This is a genomic window from Paenibacillus sp. UASWS1643 (assembly GCF_008693195.1).
In the GTDB taxonomy this organism is placed as follows: Bacteria; Bacillota; Bacilli; order Paenibacillales; family Paenibacillaceae; genus Paenibacillus; species Paenibacillus amylolyticus_B.
Window position 1 is genome coordinate 306,296 of record NZ_VXKZ01000113.1, and the last position, 20,095, is coordinate 326,390.

A 20,095-nucleotide genomic window follows, 5' to 3' on the forward strand; every position below is an offset into this window, starting at 1 on the left:
GAATTGAATGCCATACATCTTCTGATTCCTATGCAGATGCTGATATATCAAAGAACGGTTGAACCTGTACACGCTTAGGATCAACCGTTCTTTGGTATTTAATTTATCTATGACGTAATCGTTAATGAGTTGGTATAAGATCGATATATTATGACACGATTTTCAAATTACAGCCCCAGCTTCTGCCCTTTCTCCAACCGCTGAATCTGCTGCTCCCCGGTATCCGCAAGTTCACGGAACTGGTTAATCGTCTCGCGCATTCTAGGGAGGGCTTCCTGCTTATAAAGACTGATTGAATCGAGTGCTGACAACACATCGGTGAACGCCTGTTTCATCGTATCCACAGAAATGCTGGCTTCATACGCCTGCTTCTGAATGGCAATCCCCTGATCCTTGAGCATTTTGGATGTACCCGCGATCAGATCGTTGGTCGTCTGGTTCAGCAACTCAATTTTCTGCAATACAATCTTCTGATTATACAAAGCACTTGCCACAGTAACGGCAATTTTCAATGCCGAGATCGTTACATTCTTCGCACGGTCTACGCCTCGGATCAGTTCCTTGTTGTTGCGAATTACCACTTCAATCGCCATGATGCCCTGCTGGTTCACGACCAACATCTGCTGCAGATCCATCACCCGCTGACGAAGCGGGAATAATACTTCTTCCGTAATAAACCGGACTTTCTCGGGGTCCTCATTGCGGACCTTGGCGGCTTCAATCTGCGCGTCGATGGACTCATCCATGAGCACGCCAAGCTGAATCTCCTTTTGTAGTCGTTTGGTGAGTTCCCGCAGGTTCTGCTGTTCAATCTCCAGCGTTGTATTATCGTTACGCAGGGTGGATCTGCCTTTATCCAAAGAGGTTACGATGTCAGCAATGACTGCGTCAGCCTTCTGGTATTTCAGGAAATAGGCTCGCAGCGGATTGAACAATTTCCCGAGGAAGCCGGTCTTGGCAAAGTCGACCACGCTCGGGTCGAGATCCTTCAGTTGCATATGCAGCTCGGTCAAACCTTTGGCGACCTGACCGCCCTCGTCTCCCGTCTTGGACAGATGTCCAACGGAGACTTGAAGCAAGGCGTTTTTCTCGGAAGAGGATCTCATCGTGTTCATGCCAAAGCCGTCAATGGATTGCAGAATCTCTTTACGTTTCTCCAGGGATTCCAGATCCAGTGTCATGATCATCTCTACGTTGGCATTGGCCACTTGTTGAAGCTCCGCGACCTCGGCGGGCACGGGTTTCACCTCTTCTTCAATCACCTTTTGAATTTCCTTCTGGCTCGGTATTTCCATTGAAAATGACATCTACAGTTCCCCCTTTAGATTACATCTGTACGTTAAACAGGTTACCAATCTTGTACACGACATCGTCGGTATCGGCATTGATGCTTGCCGCTTCGTTAATGCTGGAAATGCTCTCCAAAGCCTTGATATCTGCGTTGTACCCAATCGTATAGATAGGCACTTTGTACGTCTCAACCAAATCCCGAATATCCTTAAGGGTATGACCTTCATTGGTCTCGCCATCACTCAGGACAAAGATCAATGGCTTCACGTTTGGATTAGCAGCCATGTAATCTTCGAGCATCTTCATCGCTACCACGATTCCGTCAAAGGTCGCCGTCCCTCCGCCAGCTTGCAGACTATCCACTGTTCCGACAAACATGGACTGCTGGTTCGTATCATACTTGGCAATGGGCAGATTCACGGTAACCCCGCTGGAGTAAGAAACCAAGCCAATACTGTTGTCTGTACCCAGGTACTTCTGACCTTTGCGCAGGGACTCCTTCAGTCGGTTAAGCGGTTCGCCATCCATGCTTCCGGATACATCCGTCACGAACACAGCGGCAATCGGTTTGCTGCCGTTTTTCTTTTCTTTCCATACTTTCTGTGCAGACAACAACGTGCCGCCATCCACGGTGGCCAGTTCGGATTTGTAATCCTGCAACCCGTTGAAACCAAACTCTTCCGCTGATTGTTGGTACTTCGCCTGAGTTACGAATTCCGCAAACTTCTGGATAATCTCCTGTTTGTTCTGCGGCAATTGTCCCAATGCATACAGCGGACTGTCATGTCTCACGCCAAAAGGTGTAAAAACGTAACCACTCTTCAGATCGGCGGTATTCACATACGTCTGATATTCGAGTACAAAGGCATCCAGTCTGCCTGACTTGGCAGCTTCCCGCATCTGAATGGTTGTCGAGGCCGTAAACGGAACATTCGTCTGGAATTTCTCAAATCCCTCAATCGCCTTCTCTCCCAGCGGATTGGCGCTATCATACGTATTCAGTGCAGTCACCAGAAAGTTCAGTCCGGTGGAGCTGGCAAATGGATCGGTATATCCCATCGCGAGTTCATTGTTGGCAATCGCTTCGGTTACGGTTTTTACATTAACGGAGCCATAGGTATCAACCAGTGCATCATACTTGGCTTTAGAAATGACAATACCGGGAACATTCCCAACCAATCGCTTGGAGACCATCTCTGTCTCCACCCCACTGGCCTCAACCATCTCGCCCCACAGTTCATTGGAAGGTGTGAATGCATCCGGTATATACTTGCCCGACTTGATATAATCGGTAGCTGTTCCGGAGGCAATGTTGCGGATTTTGACCGATACCGGTTTTCCACCAACGGTGATATTCGCTTTGTTGAATTCCTCGCCCACCTCGGTTAACCAGCCGTCTACCCCGCTGCCCGACTTCTCCGTGGAAGAGAAAATTTCGACGTAATCATTCGTTGTATTCTCTACGGCAATTGCGAATTTGGAGATATCCGGCAGCGATTCCGCTACGTCGACCGGATCGAGATCAATCTGTCCTTTGACCGGTTCCGCCGTTGCTGGTGCAATGTCCGCGTACAGCTTGCCCAGTTCCTTACCTGCATTCTCTGTGCTCACCTGTGTGGTCGACTTGCCAAAGTTCGATGTTAGTGTAATTCCTGCATAGACCAGACCAAATACAAGTACCAGCATTACAATGGATATGAAAAAAAACTTTCCCTTCTTGGCCATACGAGCAACCCCTCACTGTCTGTATAATTTGGTGTGCTTGATTAACTGATCAATCTCCTGCATACAAGGCATCTGTTCAATATCTCCGGCTTCAAAGCTGTCGAGGCGCGAAATCTCAAGTAACAACTGATCCAGCTTGAGCAAAATTTCCTCATTGGTGTGTAATGCATTCTTCACATAAGACAGATAATCGTTGTATACCTTGGTTTTTTCCTGAAAAAGTTTCTGGGGAAGGTTTGAGGATTTGGATTTCATCATGTTGGCATAGTCGGCTTCATCGAATACATTCAACCGGTTCAGCACACTGCGGATATTCAGGTACAACAGCTTCTCCACTTCCAGCGTGACCGAAGCGAATTTTTTGTAGCTCAGTTCCCCCGGATCAAACCGCTGATGAAGCACATTCAGGAGTGTTTCTTTCTTCTTTTTCATCCGGCTAAGTTGGGACAGCCCCAGCGTAATATCTTCTTCGAGGACTTTGATGCGTCTATAAAAAGATAAAGCGTCCACATAATCGTCATGCGTTTCGATATGCCTCACGGGCAGGACTATCGGCTGTCTCAACAACAAGGTATAACTGCCATATAAAAGTGCCATTGCACTACCGAACAACAGGGTAACGGATAGCGCAGTTGTGAATGCACCCTCCCCGAAATTCAGCCCGATAAAGCCGGGTGAGAATGCCAGAACATTCACAGCCACAATACCGAAGATTAACCCCATCAATTTTATGTACTTGATCATGTTCAATCATCCGACCTCCTTTCATGTTATATATTGGTGCTTCATGTCGTTATTTCCCTGTTAAGCTTATTCTTATTGTACATGATGTTAACGCTCTCAGGTGGATATCATTGGATATTTGGATACTCATAATATACGTGGGTTGGGCTTATCCCATTTCATATTTTCAGGGACAACGTGGAACTTGGCATGAAATTTGGTGGTCAATCCGTAAAAAGTGAGTTTTACGAGACAGCAGATTGTGGAGAAGAAATGTTATCAGGTAATACGTGGAAAATAGCTATGCGTGTCATTTTTTATATAAGACTTGTCTGAAAAATAGTAATGCAAAAAGGACGAATCGGAGATCATCCGGTTTCGTCCCTTATGCGTTGGTTCACTTTTTTTATTTCCTCTACCTGAGCTTGAACAACGAATCCAGCGGAATGTGCAAGTCAGGATATACGACGGAAATAATCGTTTCCTGCTCTGTATATAGATGACGAGTCTGGTAACTGCCATCCTCCAGCGTGTACACATGGACGGTTTGATTGCCGGGATCAACAATCCAGTATTCGTTCACACCATATTTCTGATACAAGTTAAATTTTTCGTTAAAATCCTTTAACGCAGTCGAAGGCGATAACACCTCGATAATTAAAGAAGGTGCGCCGTGGCAGCCACTTTTGGATATCTGGTCTTTGGAGCACACCACTGATAAATCAGGCTGTACAACTTGATCTGGCAGGTCATATTGTTCATTTTCGCTAAAATACACATCAATAGGGGCAACAAACACGAAACATTTCCGATTCTGAAAAAAAGTCCGCAAAGAGAAGTGCAGCTCACCCACAATAAACTGGTGCAATGAAGTAGGTACTGGAGACATATTAAAAGCTTTGCCGTTAATTAATTCCCATGCCCCCTCCCAAGTTAACCAATCCTGAAAGTTATAAGTACCTTTATTATCGGGTTTTGCCACACTTCCAACCTCCTCTTTCACCTAACCGTAATTTATTTTCATTATAACATTGTGTTTGCGCCTTTTCACACTATGCCTCTTATTACGAAAAGATGGATTCCGGTTTGCTTCGTGTAGTACGTACCTCTACGACTTTCCCGGCACAGCCATTGTCGCCCTTCGCCTGGAACATTACCGTAACGCTGTCTTTTCCTGATGTAACCGCCTCAGGAATATCATATGTCATATAGAACACTTCGCCGATTTTGTTCATATGAATTCGCTGCTCGCCAATGATTGCCCCATCCACGGTAATGGTGAATTGTCTCTCATATAACGTACCTTCCCGCTCAAACGGGGAATGATCTCCACCCCAATAGGCCACACATAAATAATTGGTTGCGGCGTGGTCCACTGCCAGTTGATAACTGAAATAAGCTCCACTGATGCCAAAAGCCTCTCGCCACATATGCAACTTCTTACGGCCATCTGTGGTTGAACCGTTGTGATGCTCCCCACGGCAGTTGCTATCCAGTTGATGTCCAATCTCATCCTGCTGACCGTCAGCCTGAACCCTGTCGATGGTGATATCGTTCAACTCTTTCTCCAGCGCATCACCTTCATCGTTAAACGGCCAATATACGGTATAAAATTCATGATGCACATCATAGAACGGAATGAGTTTCACGGCTTCGCCTGTGGAAGTGACATCCTTGCTAAGTTCGAATGTTAACGTGTCTGCATCTACAACCTTGATCCACTCTTGTACATCCTCCTGCTCCGTCCAGATCACAGGTACGGGTGCAGTCTTGGGATTCAGTGCTGTTTCATCCACAATCGTGTCCTCTGGAAGACCCTCGCTTCCCAGTGCACCAGCGAGTACAATCGGGCCGTACAAGAATGCCACTTTGTGGGCATCATCCCGGGAGGTATACTGGCGGAGTGACATCGGCAGGGTGATTGTGATGACATCGCCCGCAGACCATGTGCGGTCGATGGACAGATAGCCGGGTTCCATTCGTGTATACGGATGTTCCGTATCCCCGTTAACCGTTGCCGTCATTGGCTCTTGCAGCCATGAGGGTACGCGTAGTCTTAGATGGGCCGAGGCGCTGCCTTCGGTGATCGTCAGGGTCACCTTTTCCGAATAAGGAAAGTCGGTTTCAAGCTTCAGGGATATTCCCTGAGCGGTCCAGTCCAGCTGGGAAGCGATATACAGGTTGACGTACAGGTCTTGCTCATCCTCAAAATAGATGGCCTCGGCATATTTGCCCGGGTTCTCCATGCCTGATCCTGTGCAGCACCACCAGGCGGTATCGTGAGTACCATAGATTTTGTAGTGGCCTTGCAGTGTTGATGCAAAATATGTTTTGTTTCCCGTATCGGGGTCCTGCGTGCCGAGGATATGATTATAGATGGCGTTTTCATAATAGTCCATGTAGGCACTATCGTGATTCCAGGCGAAGAGTTGCTTCGTTAGATGCAACATGTTGTGAGTACAACAGCTCTCTCCTGTTTTGATCCCGAGACTCTCCATGCTCTTTGCTTCGTAATGCTCCGAAATGCTCGTCGCGCCAAATACGTAAGAACGATGATGCACCGTAGTGTTCCAGAAAAACTCTGCCGCTGTCTTATAACTCTCATGGGTATGGTCCTGATTGTAGATTTCGGCAGCACCGATCACTTTGGGAATCTGAGTATTGGCGTGTCTGCCTTGAAGATCGTCCTGCTTGTGTTCCAAGGGTCTCAGGATCAATTGATGGGTAAACTTATTGGCGATCTCAAGGTATAAGGCTTTGCCCGTGATCCCATACAAGTGTGCAAACACTTCATTCATGCCCCCGTGTTCACTTTGAAGCATCGTCTGCATCTGTTCTTCTGTCATCGGGAGCAAACCTTCTACCGCCCAGTCTGCAAATCGAGTAACTACATCAAGTGCCTGTCCGTTACCAGTGAGTTTGTACGCATCAATCAGGCCGCGATAGATTTTGTGCACACTGTACCAGGGAACCCAGTATTCACCGATGTTGAACCCACCGATATTCTCTGCTCGAAAAGCCATGTGGAAAGGTTCTTCGGACAAACCACCGATATACCCGCTCCCCGTGGTCTGTTGGATTCTCGCCAGTTCGGTGACAGCATAATCCAGTCTTTCTTTTAACGTGATATTCCCGGTTGCCTGATACGTCACAGCCAGGGCAGACAGATAATGTCCGAGGGAATGTCCGCTGATGGTACGTGCCTCCCAACCCGCGTATCGTTCTTTTCGGGCAGGTAAACCATGAGCTTCGAAGCAAGGAGCCAGGAATCGATCAATATCCAGCGATAACAGGTAACGCTCCCCCACCTCTTGTGATGTTTGAAACACTCCATTTAACAGATCTACATGTTCCGGTCCCAGAAATCCTTTTTTCGTATCAATCATGACACTCACTCCTTCTCGGGATGTAATAGATATCCATTCATTCTTAAGGGGTAAAATCCGTGTTATGTTCCACATGTCCAATACTCAATAATCCACTTCAGAGCTTGAATATCCCCATATTATCAAATAAAATATAATTACATCAGACTCATAATCCAAGAAAAGGTGGATAAATCCGTCCTATGCAAAAGCCACTGAAACATTACCTGTGCGGCAAGTTCATATCCGACGGCAACTGGAGCCACATGAGACGCAGCATGCCTGTTCACGAGATCATTTTGATGCTGGAAGGTGAGATGTACATTGCGGAAGAAGAGGAACAATATGTAGTTCGTGCCAACGATCTGTTGTTTCTGCGCGCGGGTCGCACCCACTATGGCTACCAAATCAGCGACGCCCCCGTCAGCTTCTACTGGGTTCACTATGATGCCATGCAGCCAGAATTCAACCAGTTTAGGACACATGCCACCATTCAGGTACCTTCCATGGCCAATCAGTTATTCAAGCAGCTGCTGCATGTGTCATCCTTCTCACCGGAGGAAGCCGACGCTGCTTTGTTATTGCTGTTCAGAGAACTGGAGCGGAATATAGAGGCCGATTATCGCCCGCACAATGCAATTGTGGACCATATCTGCAAGTGGGTCGATATTCATCTGCATACAAACATCACGGTGAGTCAGATTGCGGAAAATTTTAATTTTAACAAAGACTATATTTCCAAAATGGTGAAGCGCGAGAAAGGTACTGGACTCAAAACCTATATCCTCACAGAACGAATTCGCCGGGCGAAACAATTGCTGCTGAACACCAATGCCAGTGTAAAAGAAATTGCCGGACAGTGCGGCTTCTCCGACTACAAGCTGTTCCTGCGCATGTTCAAGCAATACGAAGGCAATACGCCAACCGAATATCGCAATCATCTGTATTCCACACAGCTCAATCGCTGATGCACTATGATCTATAGAAATGACTGAGTTACCTATAGAAAATTTGAATCAATCGGATTGAATCCGCTATGGTAAAATGCAAGAAAACGATATTCCATACTTAACCCATAAGAGAAGGGGAGCTATAAGATGACAACGGCTGCCGTTACGATTCATCCTGCCACAGAAGCAGACCATCCAGAGATTGTAGATATCCTTATTGCAAGTTATGCCGAGTATCGGGAGACTTTTGAGCAAAATGAACGATGGGAAGCCTACCTGAAAGACATTAGAGAGTCTGTGGTTAATCCGTACCTGACACAATTATGGATCGCGAAGATTGATGATCAGATTGTCGGTACAGTCCAATTATTCGAAACAGCACGCAAGGCTTATCCAGACTTTGAATTACCAATCGATTATCCGTTTATTCGGTTGCTGGGTGTTGATCCAAAATGGAGAGGTCACGGGATTGCCAGAGTATTGCTCCAGCAATGCGTAGATTCTGCCAAAGGAATGGGCAAAAATACGGTGTATTTATATACAGGTGGTCAGATGGTCAATGCCATCCGTTTATATGAGCGTTTCGGATTCTATGAGGATGAGGAATTCAGCTCCGAGAGTAGCGGGGGTAAGGCGATCTGCTACCGATATGACTCCTAGTGGACGGTAAAAGTAATCTGCGAGCCGCGAGCCGCGATCAGCGGAATATGATTGATGAAGAGTAGCTAGTGAAAGATGCGTGTTCTACTTGATAACGCGAAAAAGACCATTCATACGGATGAACGGTCTTTTTCGCGATCTAAAACTTATACTTCAATTACGTTGATATGAAAATCTATCTTCGTTAGCGAACGGTTTTTAGCCGCCAATCTCCACCAAAATCTTCGCATGGCTCTTGTCGCTCATCAACAGCTCAAGTCCTTCCTGCACGATGTCGTCCAGTTTGATTTTCTTGGTGATGACCTGTTTCACATCGAGCGATCCTTCCGCAATCAATGAAATCACTTCAGGGAAAATGTGGCGATATGCCAGCGTTGCCGTTAGATTCGCTTCCTTGACAAGAAGATCGAAGAAATTCACTTGAAGCGGATTCGGAATTGCTGCGATGACAACAACTTCTCCACCTTTTTTGACAACCGCAATGGCACTATCCATCGTGGGTTGCACACCCGCTGCTTCATAGGCTACATCAATGCCGCCCGATTGCTGCAAAATCACTTCGGTTGCATTGACTTTGGCACTGTTTACCGGAATGGCTCCCAGCTTGGTTGCCAAGTCCAAACGTTCCTCAAATACATCGACTGCATAGATTTCAGAGGCTCCTGCTGCTTTGGCAGACAGAATCGTCAATAATCCAATTGGACCGGCTCCGTATACGGCTACCTTATTCCCCACTTTCAGCTTGCTATGACGAACCGCGTGAAAGGCTACTGCCGTAGGCTCAACGAGCGCGCCTTCTTCAAAAGTTACGTTATCCGGTATGGGATGAACCATGTAGGATTCAACAACAACATATTCCGCAAAACCACCATCACCATTCAGTCCAACGAATCCAAATTGAGTACACTGGTTATAACGCCCCTGGATACAATACTCACATGTTCCACAATGGTACAACGGCTCTACCACGACTCGATCCCCTACATTGATACCGCTTACATCACTCCCCAATTCACTCACGGTTCCTGCAAATTCATGACCCAATGTCAGCGGTGCTTTCTGTCCTGAGAGCGGATGATTCTCGCCTTCTTGAATGCCCACACCATGGTGATAAGCATGCAAGTCACTGCCGCAGATCCCCGCATATTCCACTTTGATTTTGACTTGTCCTGCTTGAGCAACCGGAACCTCGCGATCTTCAACACGCACGTCTTTATGGGCATACCATACTGCTGCTTTCATGAAGTTCATCCCCTTTATATGATTGTCTATATAAGTTGAACTAGAAATGTTACACCTAATTACGCTGATTGCAGTACCATCTTTCGATCGCTCTTATCCCCAGATTTTCTTCATTCCCTTGATCCAAGGGAAAAATCCGGTGATAAAGGCGCACGCTCTGCTTCTTCAGATTGGTTCTGCACTCTGCGTTTCTGGTGTAAAAGTAAGGTTCTACTTATATAGTAAAGAACTATAAAGCTTGTCTATATATTATATCGCTGTTCATGTATTATTCATATTTATAGATACTAATGTTAACATTAGTTGTATTAATGCTAAACGGAGATGAACTCATGAATCTGGAACAGCTCGAATATGTCGTTGAAATTGCAAAAACGCAATCATTCTCCGCCGCCTCGGAGCAACTGCATGTCACACAATCGGCGATCAGCCAATCGGTTCATCGTCTGGAGAAAGAATTGGGTATCATCCTGTTCGAACGCTCGCGGCAGGGAACTCACCCCACTCCCGAAGGCAAACAATTCATTGCCAAGGCACTGGACATTTTGCAGCGGATTGATGAATTGAAATCCCTGAACGCAGAAACCTCCTCTCTTAGCGGTGAGCTTCATGTCGCTACTTTTCCAAGTGTCATGCCCTATCTTGTCCAGTCCGCTGCAGATATGAAGCGTGAGCACCCGCAACTTAACATCTCCATTGAAGAGAAAGGCTCCATGGAAATTATAGAGGATATTCGCAATAACAAAACCCATCTGGGCTTTATCGCGATCTATGCCAAACAATTGCGGGAATTCGATGGACTTCACTTCAGTCCCATGTACTCGGGCAAGCTGGTAGTTGGTACACATCACCTGTCTGAACTTGCCAAGCACAGCCGTGTTTCACCTGATCAATTAAAAGAACACAAGCTGGCACTCTATCGAGATGGTTTCATCGAAGACTTCATCAAGGAATTCACCTATGATCATGGTTCTCTGTCCATTCTGTTTAAAACAAATAATTCAGAAGCCATCAACATGGTGTTACGAAACGATATTGCCGCCACGATTGGTCACGACTTTTCCTTTTACCAAAATCCATTATGGAAGGAAGGTCTGGTGAAGATGGTAGAGATCGCTGGAATTGATCAACCGAAAATGCAAATTGGCTTCGTGCAGACGGAATCCAAGGAGGCCGCCGTAGCCGCAGAACGATTCGCCCGACGCTTCAGACAGGCGATAGAGCTGGATCATCTATAAAAGTGATATGAAAAGCAAAAAGTGCTCCACACCTCTGAAGGAAGTTTGAGATACACACCAACTTCTCCAGGAACGGAGCACTTTTTTTACTTTTCACAGTCACATAATAATCTATATTTTACACTCGTGTCTAACTACCTCTTGCGTTACTATTACTACATCTTACTCAAACTATACTTTCACTTTTCGCACAGCTTCGCTCATCTCGTTGGTCTGCTGCTCCAGCATGGTGGAAGTCTGCGCCACCCTGTTGAACATAGCCGACTGTTCACGCATCAAACGATAGATTTCATCCGAATGATCCGACACTCCGGCTGAGATCTGCGAGATCGTATTGACGGAGGCTGCCGCCTCTTCCGATCCTGCCGAGATTTCCTCTGCCGCAGCGGAGACTTCTTGAATGCGACGAGTCACCAGTTGGAACGCATCAACCACATGGGCGAAAGCTTGCTCCGCTTCTACGGTAATCGTAACACCTTGTCCAATCTCCTGTGCGGTAACCCCCATCTGTGATCCAATCTGCTGTGATTCTTGTTGAATGCGAAGCAGCAAGTCGGAGATCCGTTCCATAGATGTGCTGGAGGCCTCAGCAAGCTTGCGAACTTCATCCGCCACAACCGCAAAGCCTTTGCCATGTTCTCCTGCATGAGCTGCCTCAATGGATGCATTAAGCGCAAGCAGCTTCGTCTGACTCGCAAAATCACGAACCGTGTGCAGGGCACCACCAATCTCCTGGGAATAGTTGTTCAGCACCTGAACCATCGCTACAACTTCACCTGAGACATGTGAGATGCTCTCCATCTGTGTTTTCATCATTGTCATGCTCTGTTTACCAGACTCTGCTGTAGCAAGCGCACTTGTTGCCGCATCCGATACAATCATGGAGGATTCGGAAATGTCCGTTATGCCTTTTGCAATCTCCTCCATCGCATTCGCACTATCGCTCGCACCCTGCTTCTGCGTATGCGCCCCTTGTCTAATCTGTTCGACTGACTGATCAACCGTCTTGCTCATCTCAAGCATCTCTTCGGTACTGCGATTAAATTGTTTGGTTGAGTCTGATAAAATATTGGTGGTTACTGCCACGCCTTCAACCATGTTACTGACGATCTTATTCAAGTTGCCGGACATATGTATCATCGCTTGATATGTGGTTCCAATCTCATCTTTGCTTTTCAAACGATACGACGTCAAAATTTGGTTGGCTTCTGCAAGCTCACCCTGCGCCATTTTTTCCACACTCGCCTTCAGCGGTTGAAGTGGTCGCAGTCCCCTTACGATAAACCACATGACAACGGCAATACCTATAAGGGTAATTAGTAGCAATAAGGCATAAAAGGGAATACTCGATTTCATAATATCCGATTCAATGCTTCCGATAACCGATACCGCCGTATCGATACCAATTACACCTGTTACAGCGCCATTATTATCGAGCATCGGAGCGTAAGAGGAAATATAGTTGCCATACTCCTCATTGTTAATGATTGAAGAACTGGCTGGTTGCCCCAGCAATAGCTTCTGCACAGCCTTCTGAGGGATATCCGTTACTTCATTAATCGGTGAGGCTTTATCCGCATCCTTCATACCGTCCACCATAATAAGCGGGGTACCTTTGTCATCTATTTTGACGAAGTACACATACATTGCACCGATACTTACGCGAAAATCATCCAGTTCATCACGAATCTTCAAGAACGCGTCATTCTCTTTGGGATCCTTGGCAAACTCGGTATAAGATGCTGTATCCAGCTGATTCACATAACTCTGAGCAATTTGGATATTGTAACTCGAAATGGCCTCCTGCGCAGCCAGTTTCATATTGGCCACCTGTAACAGCATGCTGCCAACAGCTATAATCGTCATGGCCAGTGTAACGACTGCAACGATGCGTACAACCAAACGTTTTCTAAAAAAACCGATCATCCGCTCTCTTCCTCTCCCGTGAACCCAAGCCTTTTTGACTAGGCGCTACCCAAAAAACGCATGCTTGAAGCACTAAGTATGGGAAAATAGTAAACGAATATGTCGAATTAGGCAAGAAAATATTGGATTAATATAAAAACGCTATCATGGCTGTGATAGATTGGTTAGCAGAAACTACATCTAGGCATAATTTTAGTTTTTTTCCCAACAGAACCTGCAATATATACATTTGTCTTGTAACCACTTCTAGTTAAAATCCTTTCAGCAAATGAATGGACAACTTACTATTGCCATAAGGAATTAATTCAGATATATTATTAATTAATTGATCAGTTAATTAATTAATTGTAATGATGAGAGGAGAATTCATTTGGCCAGACCGGTTAATGAGGAAAAGAGACTCGAGCGGCGTAAACGAATCCTAAAAGAAGCCGTGATCCTGTTTGCCGAAAGCGGATATTCCAATACCACAACGGCTATTATTGCAAAAACTGCAGGAGTAACTTCCGGAACCATCTTTCAATACTTCCCAAGCAAAGAAGCTCTGTTCCATGCCGCAGTACTTGAACCGCTTGATGATATTCAGAAGAAATCACTTGCTTCTCTACAACAAAAAGGAACACCAGGTACGCTGATTAAAAACATGGTAGAAGAACAATTCAGTCATATTTACTTCTACACGAATGAGTTGCGACTCGTTCAATCTGTGTTGGGGCAACGAACCAGATTCCCCGAACTTACACAGAAGGTCCTTGAAAGCATAAAAATAATGACCGATACGATTGAAGCTGTCTATACAAAGGGGCAATCCATGGGGGAGTTCAACAAAAGTTTCTCTCCAGCAATGATCTCTCGGAGCTATATCTCTTTTTTGAATGGAGTAGCCTTGACTCTCGGGGAAGACATTCTGCATCATCCTGAGTGGGAGAATCTGAAGGGACATGCCTTTTATCTGTTTGCACCAATACAACATGATGAAACACTGGAGGAATCTGAATGAGTCAACCATCTTTACCACCCGTTCTGACATTTAAAGGTCGCATGAAGAAACGCAAGAAACTGTTATGGGGCCTCGGGATTGCACTTGCGCTTCTTGTGGCTCTTGTATTCTTTGTATCCTACAAAGTAGTAGACACGTTATTACACCATCCACGAGATACCAATGTCAGCTACGAGTTGAATATGGAGAAAACACCTTACGAAGAAGTCGAATTCAAGAGTATGAAAAATGATAATACGATTCGAGGAACTTTCTTCCCAGCGAGTATATCTTCAGGCACAGCAAGTAACAAAACAATTATTGTTGTGCATGGGTATACGAGTAATCGTTTAGTCAAAGGTCGTACTCCCAAGTTGGTAGAGCATTTCGTTCCAAAGGGGTATAACGTACTGGCCTTTGATCTCAGCTCACAGGGTAAGTCCGATGGGGATTTGATTACGCTGGGTCTACATGAGAAATACGATTTACTTGGGGCTGTAGACTATCTAAAATCCAGAGATCATGCGGGAGACCATATTGGAGTTATCGGCTTCTCTATGGGGGCTGCTACTTCTCTACTGGCCACAAGTGAAAGTGATGATATCCAGGCTGTAATTGCAGATAGTCCATTTCGTAATGCCGGTTTATTTCTGAGAGAGGGCCTGCCATTCTTCTCAGGTTTACCTGCATTCCCTTTCAGTTATACATCGACATGGATGGCGGATTGGGTCTTTAACGTTGATCTCGATTCCGTATCACCTATGGACGCGGTTAAAAAGATGCAAGACAAGCCCGTTATGCTCATTCACGGTACTGGGGATCAGCAAATAAGTTATAAAAATACAGAAAAGATCTATGAGTCCTTGAAAAATAATCCCAATGCAGAAGTATGGTATCCTCAAAATACGGAGCACATTGATGCGATTAATCATTATCCGACTGATTATTTCCAAAGAGTAGATCACTTTATGGATAAGTATGTAGGACAATAAATTGAATACCAAAAGACTATTAACACAAAGAACATCCCGGCTCGAATACCACCGCCGGGATGTTCTTTGTTTCGTATTATCGCACATTTATATATTACAAATACTAAACTGTCCGTCCATTCATCTTTCTGAATCGAATCAGGGACCAGATGATCAGCACCGCAAGTACGGCAAGACAGATGCTAATGCTGAACCGATTACCTTCATCAAACACAAACATCACCGCAATCACACTGAGACATAGTACCACGACTCCGGTTATATAAGGGAATCCCCAAACTTTGAAGGTCGGTTGAACCGGATATTTCTTCCTCAGTTTCAACTGGGATGAGGCAATACAGATCCACACAAGGATCACGACAAACCCCGGAACTGCGAGCAATACACGGAACAGTTGATCCTGCGCGAACAGACCAAGCAAGGAACCTCCGAGCAAAACTACTGAGCACACCAGAAGTGTGTTAACAGGGCTACCGTTGCGATTCGTCTTTGACAATGCCTTCGGAGCTTCCCCGCCCACTGCCATGGAGTGCATCATCCGGGATGCACCATAGATCCCTGAATTTGCAGCAGACAGAACTGCCGTCACCAAAATGAAGTTCATTATGTGTGCTGCTCCCGGCAGTCCCGTGGAGGCGAGCACCTGTACAAACGGACTGCTCTCCGGCCCAATCTCATTCCATGGGATCAGACCACAGATGATGAGAATTGGCAAGGTGAAGAACAGAATAATTCTGAGCATGAAATTGCCCACGATTTTGGGCATCACTTTTTCTGCATTTTCCGTCTCGGTCAGGGTCAGACCAATCAGCTCCGATCCCCCATAAGAGAACATGACCACAAGCAGTGCCGAGAAGATCGATGACCATCCGTTCGGGAAGAACCCGCCTGCTTGCGTATAATTTTGCAGATATGGAGTGTTATCACTTGGGATAATGCCAAATATCAAACCTGCACCCAGGAAGATAAAAATAATGATCATGGCAATTTTGATTCCGGCCAGCCAAAACTCAAATTCCCCGAACACACCTACACTTAACAGATTAACGAGTATAATGAACGCCGCACAAGCCAGACTCAGTATCCACAGCGGTACTTCACTGAACCAATACTGCAAAAAGCTCCCGGCAGCAATCACCTCAATGACACATACCGATAACCACAGAAAACAGTACATCCATCCCATAACAAAGGAGACTCGGCTACCAAATGCCTCCTGCACGAAGTCTTTCATATTTTTGTTCTTGTACACCGTAGCCATCTCCGCCATCGCGGCCATAACAACCAGCAGCAATAATCCAGCAAAAATGTACGTGACAATAACGCCCGGACCTGCGAGTCCGATCGTCTCTGCGCTGCCTTTGAAAATCCCTGTACCAATGACACCACCCATAGCCATAAAACTGATGTGTCTTGGTTTAAGCTTCTTCTGTAGTGTTCCTTCTGTCTGAGCCAATTCAAAGTCCTCCTGATGTAAAAAACGTCTGTAATGCTGTCTTGTTTCATAGACATAATGTCCAGTATACCCTATTGTCCATCAATCAGCCCAGAAGTTCCTTATGGCCAATTCATCCCAAACATATGTGGACATAACCTATGTTTTATACCCCACAATGGCACGGAGCAATCTGTGTACAATCCAGCTGAGCACTACAGCAATGATGGGACATAACACCAAGACAGCAAACAGCGGATTCATATGATCAAACCACCAGTAAATCATGTACAACTCCCTCCTTATTCTTCGTCACAAGGCCAAGTTGCTTTAATACTGTATTATTGAGTTTATTCTACTCTTTTTCCAAATTTTAAGATGTACGATATGTTGCAAAGTAAATAAAAAAAACAGCACCCTGTAAAAAACAGAATGCTGGTTTCTCATGCGAATCCCATTTAGATTGTTTTCGTCATAAATGCGCTGTTCGGGTCCAATGTATAATCCGCGAATGGTTCGCAATATTCGAATCCGAAGTCTTCGTACAACTTCCGTGCCGGGATAAATGAATCCATTGAACCCGTCTCCAGACTGACTCGCTTATAACCCCGTTCTACAGCAACATCCATAATGTGGGCCAAAATTTTTCTTGCTACGCCTTTTCTCAAGTGGGCCGAAGCCGTACGCATCGATTTCAATTCGGCATGTTCCGGATTAAGTTCTTTGATAGCCCCGCAGCCGAGCAAGTCTTCCCCTTCCCACGCACACCAGAATGTAATTTCAGGTTTCTTAAGCCCATCCAGATTCAACGCATGAATACTCTCCGGAGGCGAATCCGCTGCCATCCCTTGCAAGTGCTCCGCGATCAATGCCTTAACTTGTACTCCACTCAAATCATCCACTTTGATCTCCAAAACGTACCACTCCCGCCGACATTATTATTGGTTCTATCACTAAATGTATATCGATGATTTCATCTTACTACCGTGTTAGGTTTCATGACAAGATCATACTTACATGCACTGAAATGTTCTATTGTGATCCACCTATAATTTCCAGTATGATGAGGCTATCAGATGCCAAAAGGAGAACCCTATGACACTCACTACGGACAACCTGTTTTATAGCAAACGATTAAAGATGACACCCCCACGTCCTGAAGACGTGGAGACCATGCTGCAATGGAATGAAGACCCGGAGTACCTTCGAAATGTGGATACTGATCTGGCCATTCCCTATTCAGAGAAACAGTTGGAAGATGAGGGCGAAACAAAGAACAAGGAAGTGTACTTCAGATTGCGCACGCATGAAGAGGATATGCTGATTGGTTTTGTCGTTATCCACAGCATTGAATGGAATAACCGCTGCGGACAGCTTGCCATTGGCATCGGACTTGCCAAACATCGCAACAAGGGATATGGCACGGAAGCGTTGAATCTTATTTTACGATATGCGTTCCACGAGATGAATCTGGACCGGGTTGGTCTCGATGTCATCGCCTACAACGCCAAAGCGATTCGTTCCTATGAGAAGGCTGGTTTTCAGTTGGAAGGACGGGCACGTTCAGCTGTATATCGTGATGGTAAACGTTACGACCGCTTAATGATGGGAATCCTAAGACCAGAGTGGGAAATACACAATCAGATCCATACGGAGGGTGAACATGCATGACCAAGAATGTAGAAGTTACTGCGTTTATTGAACAGATTCAGATCCCCTGGCAAGTACAGGTTGCTGAACAATTGCGCCAGTTAGTGCATGACACCATCCCTGACGTGCAGGAACGTGTGCAATACAAGAAACCTCATTTTTTGAAAAATGGAAAGTACGCTGCGGTCATCTCTCCATCCAAACAAGCCGTTTCCTTCACCATCTTTCATGCAACCGGACTTGATCTACCCGATGGGATATTTGAAGGCCCGGAAGAACGCAAAACGATCAAACTCAAGGAAAAAGATACACCGGATTATGAGTGGCTGGCTGGACTGCTGAAGCAGGCATCTGCGGAATTGTAGGAAAATCTGACGTACATTAAAAAGGCATCCCCTGAAGTTCAAGAACTTACGGGATGCCTCTTTATGTCATAGTCTGTATGCTACTGTCTGTCATTACAACCTAAACAGCCCTGTAATATTATAGATAAGTTAATGGCTTATAATTGCTTCCACCATCAAGATTGCTGGTACGATACGGCGGTCATCTGACACGGCTCACATATGAACATGTAATACATACCCTCACCGTATTCCTCAACCTCGCCCCAATCCAGTTGTGCGACAGCCTTCATTCTCGCGGAACAGCTTGGACATGTTGGATACTCTGCATCCTGAACCCATCCTGGATGGCCGCCGACCTGAGATAACGATGGCTCCATCGCCCACTCACTGGCATGGAATGCATGACGCGATGCATTCGCAATCCGAAACTGCTGACCAACATCCGGTGCAAGTTTACCATAGTCGTTCAGGTCAATCTCGTCCATTCCCGCAGGCATGACATTATGTGAACTCCATAACGGTTCCCCTGATGCGTCGAGCTCCATGTAAACTACACCATAACTGCTGCATATCACGCAAGTCTGGATCTGAAGTCGCTCGGCATGCCAAGACACGTCCCGCAGTGCCGGATGCTTAACATCCAGATTAATTAAGGTCGTTAACGTACCACCACACCATGGGCAGCAATTGATGCTCGGAGTTAGCATCGAGAGCGAATCGCTGGTTATTGCCACGTTAGTTGCTTCACTCTCTTTTACTTTATAGAGTGAATAACTTGGGGTGATGAATAATTCCCTGCGCTGCCCGACTTTTGTAAGCTCCCAACCAGCTTCAGTGGTATAATGCTCTGGCGCCACGTACAATTCACTCGCCCAAGATGGCGGAGACTGTCTCCATTGCCGGAACTGCTGCACGACAACATCGTCCCCGATATGGGCCAGCATGAGCAATATGTGGTTCCGATTCTCATCATCGGTGTTCACCTGCTGCAAGAGTCGATCTCGCACTTCTACCGGAGCACTCTTATACAAAATCGCAGGATAATAGATCTCCTGTTCGAGCAGCTCAGGGATTTCGGCGCTCAACGATATATCATGGTAGCAAACGAGGTATATCAGGATGTCTTTGCCGATATCTTCTTCACCTGCATGAATCCGTTGCATCGCATAATCCTTCATCTGATCTTGTTGCTCTACAGACAGGGAAAGATATACCTGTTCCTCGGATTGCTCATAGGGTACATAACGAATTAGAGGATCGCGTACCTGAGGTTCATGCATGATTTTCAAAACTTCGACCGGGTCTGTGATATCTGCATACAAGTTCACATCACGTCGATTCGCTTCAATGTACCTCTGGCGCTCCTCGCGCTCCATCTCTTGCTTGCAAGGCATGCAATATCCACTTGTTCTGGCAGCCGTTGCTGGCAAAATGGTATTTGGACACCCTTCACGTATACACGGCATTCGTTCTGTCATGTTCCAACCTCCTTAACTATTGGCAATGGAAAACACGCCACAATGTGACGTGCTTGTCCCCTACTTATATTTCAATACCTGCATGTCTCATAAAG

Annotated in this window: 18 protein-coding genes; 7 read left to right on the top strand and 11 right to left on the bottom strand. The window is 45.8% G+C overall.

Annotated features, from left to right (window positions below; all coding sequences use genetic code 11):
• Positions 1–167: 167 nt before the first annotated feature.
• From FE296_RS21625 to FE296_RS21645, 5 genes are all read right to left on the bottom strand, one after another.
• Positions 168–1,307 (bottom strand): toxic anion resistance protein, encoded by a 1,140-nt coding sequence (locus FE296_RS21625; RefSeq protein ID WP_017690481.1) that lies wholly within the window; start codon positions 1,305–1,307, stop codon positions 168–170.
• Positions 1,308–1,326: 19 nt separating this feature from the next.
• Positions 1,327–3,015 (bottom strand): vWA domain-containing protein, encoded by a 1,689-nt coding sequence (locus FE296_RS21630; protein WP_150366268.1) that lies wholly within the window; start codon positions 3,013–3,015, stop codon positions 1,327–1,329.
• Between the two features lie 12 nt (positions 3,016–3,027).
• Entirely contained in the window at positions 3,028–3,759 is a 732-nt protein-coding gene (locus tag FE296_RS21635) for a hypothetical protein (protein ID WP_317889422.1), read from the bottom strand.
• Positions 3,760–4,153: 394 nt separating this feature from the next.
• Positions 4,154–4,720: a Uma2 family endonuclease gene (locus FE296_RS21640; RefSeq protein ID WP_150366270.1), complete on the bottom strand. Its 567-nt coding sequence runs from the start codon at positions 4,718–4,720 to the stop codon at positions 4,154–4,156.
• 82 nt (positions 4,721–4,802) lie between these two features.
• Positions 4,803–7,124, bottom strand: coding sequence for a beta-L-arabinofuranosidase domain-containing protein (locus FE296_RS21645; RefSeq protein ID WP_150366271.1), 2,322 nt, complete (start codon positions 7,122–7,124; stop codon positions 4,803–4,805).
• Positions 7,125–7,306: 182 nt separating this feature from the next.
• On the opposite strand from FE296_RS21645, the gene FE296_RS21650 reads away from it, so the two are divergent.
• Complete coding sequence (locus FE296_RS21650; RefSeq protein ID WP_124117316.1) at positions 7,307–8,071, top strand: helix-turn-helix transcriptional regulator; 765 nt, start codon at positions 7,307–7,309, stop codon at positions 8,069–8,071.
• A 129-nt stretch (positions 8,072–8,200) separates the two neighbouring features.
• Complete coding sequence (locus tag FE296_RS21655) at positions 8,201–8,713, top strand: GNAT family N-acetyltransferase (RefSeq protein ID WP_150366272.1); 513 nt, start codon at positions 8,201–8,203, stop codon at positions 8,711–8,713.
• 198 nt (positions 8,714–8,911) lie between these two features.
• Here FE296_RS21655 and FE296_RS21660 read toward each other — a convergent pair whose 3' ends face one another.
• Positions 8,912–9,955, bottom strand: a complete 1,044-nt coding sequence (locus FE296_RS21660) for a 2,3-butanediol dehydrogenase (protein ID WP_150366273.1) — start codon at positions 9,953–9,955, stop codon at positions 8,912–8,914.
• A gap of 332 nt (positions 9,956–10,287) precedes the next feature.
• On the opposite strand from FE296_RS21660, the gene FE296_RS21665 reads away from it, so the two are divergent.
• Complete coding sequence (locus FE296_RS21665) at positions 10,288–11,193, top strand: LysR family transcriptional regulator (RefSeq protein ID WP_150366274.1); 906 nt, start codon at positions 10,288–10,290, stop codon at positions 11,191–11,193.
• 171 nt (positions 11,194–11,364) lie between these two features.
• On the opposite strand, the gene FE296_RS21670 is transcribed toward FE296_RS21665, so the two are convergent.
• Complete coding sequence (locus FE296_RS21670; protein WP_150366275.1) at positions 11,365–13,119, bottom strand: methyl-accepting chemotaxis protein; 1,755 nt, start codon at positions 13,117–13,119, stop codon at positions 11,365–11,367.
• Between the two features lie 370 nt (positions 13,120–13,489).
• Here FE296_RS21670 and FE296_RS21675 point away from each other — a divergent pair, with 370 nt between their 5' ends.
• Both FE296_RS21675 and FE296_RS21680 read left to right on the top strand, forming a co-directional pair.
• On the top strand, positions 13,490–14,119 hold the full coding sequence (locus FE296_RS21675; protein ID WP_124117321.1) for a TetR/AcrR family transcriptional regulator: 630 nt from the start codon (positions 13,490–13,492) through the stop codon (positions 14,117–14,119).
• Positions 14,116–15,090, top strand: a complete 975-nt coding sequence (locus tag FE296_RS21680; RefSeq protein WP_124117322.1) for an alpha/beta hydrolase — start codon at positions 14,116–14,118, stop codon at positions 15,088–15,090. The genes FE296_RS21675 and FE296_RS21680 overlap by 4 nt, the downstream gene beginning before the upstream one ends.
• 103 nt (positions 15,091–15,193) lie before the next feature.
• On the opposite strand, the gene FE296_RS21685 is transcribed toward FE296_RS21680, so the two are convergent.
• The 3 genes from FE296_RS21685 to FE296_RS21690 form a co-directional block, all read right to left on the bottom strand.
• Positions 15,194–16,546: an amino acid permease gene (locus FE296_RS21685; RefSeq protein ID WP_124117323.1), complete on the bottom strand. Its 1,353-nt coding sequence runs from the start codon at positions 16,544–16,546 to the stop codon at positions 15,194–15,196.
• A gap of 138 nt (positions 16,547–16,684) precedes the next feature.
• Positions 16,685–16,813 (bottom strand): hypothetical protein, encoded by a 129-nt coding sequence (locus FE296_RS33830; protein WP_263364255.1) that lies wholly within the window; start codon positions 16,811–16,813, stop codon positions 16,685–16,687.
• A gap of 170 nt (positions 16,814–16,983) precedes the next feature.
• Positions 16,984–17,439 (bottom strand): GNAT family N-acetyltransferase, encoded by a 456-nt coding sequence (locus FE296_RS21690; RefSeq protein WP_150366276.1) that lies wholly within the window; start codon positions 17,437–17,439, stop codon positions 16,984–16,986.
• Positions 17,440–17,620: 181 nt separating this feature from the next.
• On the opposite strand from FE296_RS21690, the gene FE296_RS21695 reads away from it, so the two are divergent.
• Both FE296_RS21695 and FE296_RS21700 read left to right on the top strand, forming a co-directional pair.
• Positions 17,621–18,196: a GNAT family N-acetyltransferase gene (locus tag FE296_RS21695; RefSeq protein WP_190945426.1), complete on the top strand. Its 576-nt coding sequence runs from the start codon at positions 17,621–17,623 to the stop codon at positions 18,194–18,196.
• Positions 18,193–18,540 (top strand): DUF1801 domain-containing protein, encoded by a 348-nt coding sequence (locus FE296_RS21700; protein ID WP_124117325.1) that lies wholly within the window; start codon positions 18,193–18,195, stop codon positions 18,538–18,540. Before FE296_RS21695 ends, FE296_RS21700 begins: the two co-directional genes overlap by 4 nt.
• Positions 18,541–18,695: 155 nt before the next feature.
• On the opposite strand, the gene FE296_RS21705 is transcribed toward FE296_RS21700, so the two are convergent.
• A complete protein-coding gene (locus FE296_RS21705) occupies positions 18,696–20,000 on the bottom strand; it encodes a DUF1963 domain-containing protein (RefSeq protein WP_150366277.1) in 1,305 nt (434 codons plus the stop codon).
• Positions 20,001–20,095 lie beyond the last annotated feature (95 nt).